General features: G+C 68.7%; 8 protein-coding genes. 3 read left to right on the forward strand and 5 right to left on the reverse strand.

Translation table 11 applies throughout. The features are described from left to right. From ACOJTD_RS25545 to ACOJTD_RS25565, 5 genes are all read right to left on the reverse strand, one after another. A partial coding sequence (locus tag ACOJTD_RS25545) for a hypothetical protein (protein WP_420135649.1) occupies positions 1-223 on the reverse strand: 223 nt, incomplete at its 3' end. 105 nt (positions 224-328) lie between these two features. Then, positions 329-772 carry a periplasmic heavy metal sensor gene (locus tag ACOJTD_RS25550; RefSeq protein ID WP_420135650.1) on the reverse strand — a complete coding sequence of 148 codons (444 nt, stop codon included), beginning with the start codon at positions 770-772 and terminating at the stop codon, positions 329-331. Then, complete coding sequence (locus ACOJTD_RS25555) at positions 769-1,188, reverse strand: hypothetical protein (protein WP_420135651.1); 420 nt, start codon at positions 1,186-1,188, stop codon at positions 769-771. Before ACOJTD_RS25555 ends, ACOJTD_RS25550 begins: the two co-directional genes overlap by 4 nt. Continuing rightward, positions 1,185-1,778, reverse strand: coding sequence for an RNA polymerase sigma factor (locus ACOJTD_RS25560; protein WP_420135652.1), 594 nt, complete (start codon positions 1,776-1,778; stop codon positions 1,185-1,187). Before ACOJTD_RS25560 ends, ACOJTD_RS25555 begins: the two co-directional genes overlap by 4 nt. A gap of 29 nt (positions 1,779-1,807) precedes the next feature. Further along, a complete protein-coding gene (locus ACOJTD_RS25565; protein ID WP_420135653.1) occupies positions 1,808-2,131 on the reverse strand; it encodes a hypothetical protein in 324 nt (107 codons plus the stop codon). 522 nt (positions 2,132-2,653) lie between these two features. On the opposite strand from ACOJTD_RS25565, the gene ACOJTD_RS25570 reads away from it, so the two are divergent. The 3 genes from ACOJTD_RS25570 (at position 2,654) to ACOJTD_RS25580 (ending at position 7,336) form a co-directional block, all read left to right on the forward strand. Further along, a complete protein-coding gene (locus ACOJTD_RS25570) occupies positions 2,654-4,345 on the forward strand; it encodes a methyl-accepting chemotaxis protein (protein ID WP_420135654.1) in 1,692 nt (563 codons plus the stop codon). A gap of 161 nt (positions 4,346-4,506) precedes the next feature. Further along, positions 4,507-6,102, forward strand: a complete 1,596-nt coding sequence (locus ACOJTD_RS25575) for a hypothetical protein (RefSeq protein ID WP_420135655.1) — start codon at positions 4,507-4,509, stop codon at positions 6,100-6,102. Beyond that, positions 6,092-7,336, forward strand: coding sequence for an ATP-grasp domain-containing protein (locus ACOJTD_RS25580; protein WP_420135656.1), 1,245 nt, complete (start codon positions 6,092-6,094; stop codon positions 7,334-7,336). Before ACOJTD_RS25575 ends, ACOJTD_RS25580 begins: the two co-directional genes overlap by 11 nt. Positions 7,337-7,428 lie beyond the last annotated feature (92 nt).

Consider the following 7,428-nt stretch of genomic DNA (forward strand, 5'->3'; position numbering starts at 1 on the left):
TCTTGATGCGGCCGCCGCCGGGCGTCACGCTGTTGCAGAACTTCTGGTAGTCGGGCTTGCAGGCTTCGCGGGCGGCAGCGCGATCCTGGCCGCTGGCGAGCGACAGCGACACCGCGAGCGCGGCGATCACCAATGCGGCGACGAGGCAAGCGCGCACCAGCGCGTCGCTGGCATAGAACAGAGCGGGCCGGGCGCGGCCGGAGGTCGATATCAGTCGGGGCATGAGGGCTCCTTCGATTCGGGTTGAAGTGGTGGTTCGGGCTGCAGGTCCGGCAGGCGGATGTAGGTGATACGCTGCAGCCGCCGCGATCCCTCGCGCCGCGCCGGCTCAGCGAAACATTCCGCCGACGAGTTGCCGGCGTCCTTTCGTCGAGATCTGTTCCAGCGTCTGCACGAAGGTGTCGATTACTTGGTCGCCGATCTTGATGCGCTTCTCGCGCGCATCCTTGATCGCCGCTTCCAGCGCCGGCTTGTCGAGTTCGGCCTGACCGGTCAGCCGCAGCGTCTTCATCAGCGCCGCCACATAGGCCTCCTGCAGCGGCTGCAACTCGGGCTGCCGCGCCTGGAAATTGCGACGCAGGATCTCGGCATCGTCGGCCGGCAGCCGTGTGGCGACGCGCTCGATCAGCCGGACCGGCGTGCCGGCATTCTTGAGGGCCCATTCGGGCTGCAGCCATTGCGCCCCCACATAGGCGCCGAGCGCGACGTTGAGACAAAGCGACGCCAGCAGCAGCAGGCGGCCGCCGGTAAGCGAGCCGAACCGGGACGTCATTGGTTTCCCCACAGGCTGATGACGGAGACGTCGAGCACGGCCGCGACGGTGGCGACCGCTTGCTCGTCCTGGTGATAGGGCAGCGCGCTGGCGAGCCAGAAGCCGAGCAGCGCCGAACAGGCCAAACTCCCGACCGGCAGCAGCGACACCGGCCGCAGCCAGCGCCGATACCAAGGCGGCCGCGCCTCGCTCGCCGCGATCGCCTGCAACACCGACAGCGCAGCGCGGCCGGCGCGCGCGGGCGGCACCTCGGGTGGCGCGGCGAGCAGCGCATCGAACGCCTGATACTCGCGCAGGATCGCGGCGCCGGCCTCGGTCCGCGCCATCCCAAGCGCCGCCGTCCGCTCCGCCGCGGGCCAGCGCGCGACATCGCCGCCCCATGTCTCCGCCAGTTCCCTGAATCGATCGGGTGTCATGGCAACCTCCTGGTCTCGATGGTCTCGACTTCTTTCCTGAGCGTGATGCGGGCCCGCGCCAGCAGCGACTCGAACGCCTTGGGGCTGAGCCCCATCGCGCGCGCCGCCTCGTCGCCGGAAAGCCCTTCCATATGAAACAGCGCGATCGCGCCGCGCTGCCGGTCCGACAGCCGCGCCATCGCGGCATCGAGCGCGCGGCGCTGCTGATCGGCGATCAGCCGCTCGACCGGGGCCGGCTCGTCCGAGGCGATCTCGGCGGCCGCCTCGATCGGCGCATGGACCGGCCTGCGCGACCGGTCGAACGACAGGTTGAGCACGATCCGGTACAGCCAGGTGGTGAAGCGCGCGACCGCCGGATCGAACGACGCCGCCTTGTTCCAGACCCGCAGGAACGCCTCCTGGCCGATGTCGTCGGCCTCGGCCGCATTGCGGACGATGCGCTGGGCGACACGGATGGCGCGCGGCATATGCCGCGTCATCAGCACGCGAAACGCCGGCTGCCGCCGCGCCGCGACGGCGGCCATCAGCGCTTCGTCGCTGTCGTCCTCCATCGCCTCGATCCCCTGCCCGGACGCCGCCGCGGTCAGCATGGTGGCGGCTCAACTCACGATGCGACCGGTTAGCACGGCCGCCAGGCGCCCGCGATCCAGCACCGCCGCGGCGCCGGCACCACCGGTCCGGCCACAACCACCGGCGGCGCCACATAGACCGGCGCGGGCGCGACGACATAGGGATAAGGCCGATAGTACGGACGGTAATAGCCGCAGCCCGGATAGACCCCGACCCCGCGCCAGCCGCCGCGGACGCAGGCGACGGTCTCGACCGGCGAAGCCACTGCGACGGCCGTCCGCACCGCGGCCGCGGGCGCCATCAGCGGCGCGGCCTGAGCCGAGATCGGTACGGCGGCAGCAAACAAAGCGGCGATCAGCATCTGGCGCATCATCGGGTCCTTTCCTCGCTGGTGAAGCTTCGGGCCGGCGAGCCGGCCGATGTGAGGAATACGGACCTGCGGGAGATTTCCCTCGCGAGCGCGCAAATTGATTTCGGCGGCCTCTGCGGGGCTCAGCCTTTCGACCAAAGTTTGTGGGCGGAGATGTGCACTGAGGTACTTAGCTGCCGCAAATCGACTTCGTAGTTCTACCAGTGACAATCCGCCACCCGAAAATTTACCAATAGATATCGATCTTCGCGGATAGTTCCTTTCATGAAACCGTCGCTCGATTGATGCACGGCGCCGTCCGCGGCTCCGGCTCAGTCGCCAGCGACGCAAGACCCCAGTGTGGTGTGCTGCTTCTAACGACGCCTTGCAGGCGGCGAACGGAGATGTGCGCGTTGCGCGACGGCAGGAGCCGGTCCGCGGAAGTGCTTCGGCACGCTGCGTGTCCGCCGCGAGGGGCCAGCACGCGCGGATCGCCAGGCCCGGCCTGATCCGACACACATCAGTCAAGCAGCGGGAACACGCAGAATGCCGTCCAAACTACGCATGACCATCGGCCGCCGGATCTATCTGCTGATCGGCCTCGGATTTCTCGGACTGTTAGCGACCAGCCTGCTGGCGTCGGAGGAAATCGCCTCGGGGCTGAAGCAGCAGAAGCAGATCGAACTCAGCCATCTCGCCGATCTCGCCATCGCGATCATCAAGGACGAGCACGACGCCGCGCAGCGCGGCGAGATCAGCACCGACGAGGCGCAGAAGCGCGCCCAGGCGCGGATCGCCAAGCTGCGCTACGGCGGTAACGAGTACTTCTTCATTACCGACATGCAGAGCCGGATGCTGATGCATCCGATCGCCAAGCAACTGATCGGTCAGGATCAATCGAATACCAAGGATCCGACCGGCAAATTCCTGTTCCGCGAGATCGTCGAGACGGTGCGTCGCGACGGCAGCGGCTTTGTCGAGTACGTCTGGCCGAAGCCCGGCTCCGACCAGCAATTCCCCAAGCTGAGCCGCGTCGCCGGCTTCGCACCCTGGGGCTGGATCGTCGGCACCGGCGTGTATATCGACGACCTGCAGTCCCAGACCTGGAGCGCGACCCAGCGGCTGCTGATCGCCGCCGCGATCGTGCTGCTGATCATCACCGTGGTGTCGGTGATGGTGGCCCGCGGCATCACCCGGCCGATCCACGCCATCACGCAGGCGATGAAGCAGCTCGCGTCCGGCCGGCTCGACGCCGAGGTGCCCGGCGTCGGGCGCGCCGACGAGATCGGCGAGATGGCCGGCGCCGTCGAGGTGTTCAAGATCAACGCGATCGAGCGCCAGCGGCTGCAGTCCGAACAGGAGGCGGTGGAAGCCCGCGCCGCCGCCCAGCGCAAGGCTGATACGCAGCGCCTCGCCAACGACTTCGAGCGCGCGATCGGCGAGATCGTCGAGACAGTGTCGTCCGCCTCGCACGAACTCGAGGCCTCGGCCACCATGCTGACCACCACCGCCGAGCGGTCGCAGACGCTGGCGACGACCGTCGCCTCGGCGTCGGAGGAAGCCTCCACCAACGTGCAGTCGGTGGCGTCGGCGACCGAGGAGATGAGTTCGTCGGTCAACGAGATCAGCCGGCAAGTGCAGGAATCGGCGCGGATCGCCCACGAGGCGGTGGAACAGGCCCGCGCCACCAACGGCCGGGTCGAAGAACTCGCCAAGGCGGCGGCGCGGATCGGCGACGTGGTCGAACTGATCAGCACGATCGCGGGCCAGACCAATCTGCTGGCGCTCAACGCCACGATCGAGGCGGCGCGCGCCGGCGAGGCCGGCCGCGGCTTTGCCGTGGTGGCCAGCGAAGTCAAGGCGCTGGCCGAGCAGACCGCCAAGGCGACCGGCGAGATCACCCAGCAGATCAACGGCATCCAGACGGCGACCGATCAGTCGGTGGCGGCCATCAAGGAGATCGGCGGCACCATCGGCCGGATGTCGGAGATCTCCTCGACCATCGCCTCGGCGGTCGAGGAGCAGGGTGCGGCCACGCAGGAGATTTCCCGCAACGTCTCGCAGGCGGCGCAAGGCACCCAGCAGGTCTCGGCGAATATCACCGAGGTGCAGCGCGGCGCCACCGAGACCGGCTCGGCGTCGAGCCAGGTACTGTCGGCGGCAAAATCGCTGTCGCAGAATAGTTCGCGGCTCAAGGTCGAAGTGTCGAAATTCCTCGACAACGTCCGCGCCGCGTAGTCCCGCCCCAGCCCGTCCGGAACCCTCGGGTACCGGGCGGGCCGATTGGTAAAGGCCGTATTAACCAAGATCGTTTACGTCTTGGTGAGGATACAGCGCCCGGCATCCGGCCGCGGCGCCTTCGACGACCGCCCGGCCACGGCCGGACGAGAGGCTGAGCGATGTCGAATTCCGGGAGTGCGCCGCGAATCGCCGAACGCCGGTCCCAGGCAGGGCCAGGGCTTCCCCTCGCCTCGCCGCTGCGCGAGCTGTTCGCGCCGCTCGATCAATTGCTGATCTGCGGCGGCGACGCGCGGCTGATCCGCGATCCCGCAACCAGCCGCAATGCCTATGGCTGCAGCCCGTCGCCGACGCCCCACATCCCGAGCTTCTCGTCCTGCACGGCAACCACGATCTCGCAGCGCGGCTACGAGGCGGCGGACTCCGCGCGCCTGGCGCTGATGGCGTCCGCGCTGCTGCACGGCCTGGTCGATTGCTTCGACGCGCGGGTCGAGGCCATGCGCGATGAACTCCGCTCGCTGCTCGGCCTCGGCGATTCCGGCGCCGAGGTGGTGTTCGCCGCCTCCGGCACCGACGCGCAATTGCAGGCATTGGCGCTGACCCGTGCGCTGCTCGGCGACGAGCTGGTGACGGTCGTGGTCGGCGCCGACCAGAGCGGCTCCGGCACCGTGCACACCGCGCGCGGCTTCCATTTCGGCGATCGCAGCACCAATGACTGCAGCGTCGCGAGAGGCGCGCCAATCGAAGGGCTCGGCCCGGTGCGTAGCATCGCGCTGCGGCTGCGCGGCGCCGACGGCCGGCTCCGCACGCCCGCCTCGATCGATACCGAGGTGCTGGAGACGGTCGAGACGCTGGTGGCGCGCGGCGCCCGGGTGCTGCTGGAAGTGATGGACTGCTCCAAGCTCGGCCTGCAGGCGCCGAGCGATGCCTGCGCAGACGAGATCGCGGCGCGCTGGCCGGGGCGTGTCCAGATCGTGGTCGATGCCTGCCAGATGCGGCTGGGCCGCCGACGCATCGCGCGCTGCCTCGCGCGCGGCGATCTGGTGCTGATCACCGGCTCGAAATTCTACGCCGGCCCGCCGTTCAGCGGTGCGCTGCTGGTGCCGCCGCGATTTGCCGCTGCGATCGAAACCGCCTGCCCGCTGGCGCCGGGGCTCGGCGACTACGCGACGCGGAGCGACTGGCCGATACGCTGGACGAGCCTGCGCGAGACTTTCGCGGCCGCGCCGAACTTTGGCCAGTGGCTGCGCTGGGAAGCGGCGCTGGAAGACATCCGCGCTTACCAGGCCGTGCCGGAGACATTCCGGCGCGCCGCGCTGCGGCTGCTCGGCGACGGCATTTCCCGCCTGATCAAGGCCTCGCCGGCGTTGCGCCTGCTGCCGCCGCAGCCGCGCCCGGCCGAGGCCGACGAGTTCGCCGCACCGACGATCTTCGCCTTCACTTGCGAACCACACGGCGCGCCGCTGTCGCTGGCGCAATGCCGCGCGATTTCCGCGACGCTGCAGAACGACGCCGACGCGCCCTGTCTGATCGGCCAGCCGGTCGGCTGGGGCGGCCGTGCCGACGATCAGGTCGCAGCGCTGCGGATCTGCATCAGCGCCCGCCATGTGGTCGATGCCTGGACGGCGCATCCGGGCCACGCGCATGAGGCAATCGACAACATCCTCGACGACGCCGCGGCCGTGATCGGCCGCATGACTTCGCTGCTGACGCAGCCCGACTTCACCGCACCAGCCAAGGACCTCCATGCCCTCTGATCCGCAGCCGCCCGCCCCGCTGGAGATCGCCGACCGGATCGGCTTCGCGCGCCTGACCAAGCGGGCGTTCGACGGCGAGAACCTGTTTCCGTTGTGGCAGGAGATGATGGACAAGGTCGACGCCGGCACCGCCACCGCCGGCGAACAGCTCGACCTCGCGCTGCTCACGCAACTATTCGGCCACAAGCAGGCCGGGCTGTCGGTGCAGACCGAGACTCTGGCGCAGCATCAGCTGTTCCGTTCGCCCTGCGCCAGCGCGGCGCCGCCGATGCGGGTGCTGGCGCTCGCCGCCGATATCGACATGGGCGGCAACACGCCGATCGAATTCCTGCTGGAGACCTCCGGCATCGAACTGCTGACGCTGTACGTCGTCGACGGCGTGCCGTTGCCCGATCCGCTGCCGCCGCACGACATCGCGATCGTGATCGCGTCGGACTCCGACGAATGCCGTAGCGCGCTGGCAGCGATCGATGCGCGCGCCGAGAGCTGGCCGGCGCCACTGCTCAATCCGCCGAAGCTGATCCGCCATCTCGACCGCGACAAGCTGTATCGGCTGATCGGCGATGTCGACGGCCTCGACATTCCGGCCACCATCCCGGTGTCGCGCGACGCGCTCGCCGCGGTGGCTGAAGGCAGCGCGACGCTGCAGGACGCCACCGACGGCGTCGCCTTTCCGGTGATCGTGCGGCCGCGCGGATCGCATGCCGGCTTCGGCCTGGCGCGGATCGATAGCTGCGCGGCGCTCGCCGCGTATCTCGCCGAGCGTGACGAGCCCGAATATTTCGTCGCGCGATATGTCGACTACGCCAGCGACGACGGACTGTTTCGCAAGTACCGCATCGTCGTGGTCGACGGCAAACCCTATGCCTGCCACATGGCGATCGCCGACCGCTGGGACATCTGGTACCTCAACGCCGGGATGGCGCAGAGCGCCAGCAAACGGCTGGAGGAAGCGGCGTTCTTCCACACCTTCGATTTCGGCTTCGCGCGCCGGCACCGCACCGCGCTGACCGGCATGATCGAACGGATCGGCCTCGATTACTTCACCATCGACTGCGCCCAGACGCCGCGCGGCGACCTCTTGGTGTTCGAGATCGACAACACCGCAGTGGTGCACAATATGGACAGCCCCGACGTCTATCCCTACAAGCCGCCGCAGATGACCAAGATCTTCGACGCCTTCGTGGCGATGCTGGAGCGCCGTGGCGCGGCGCGCCGGCAGAGCGTGGCGTAGGCGCGAAGCCTGTCCAACGCGTCTTCAGCGAGTATTGATGTGAGTGCCGAACAAGGCGGGCCGGCCGACGCCGTCCCGAAATCCCCGACCAG

The sequence above is a fragment of the Rhodopseudomonas sp. genome (assembly GCF_048594845.1).
Classification (GTDB): Bacteria; Pseudomonadota; Alphaproteobacteria; order Rhizobiales; family Xanthobacteraceae; genus Rhodopseudomonas.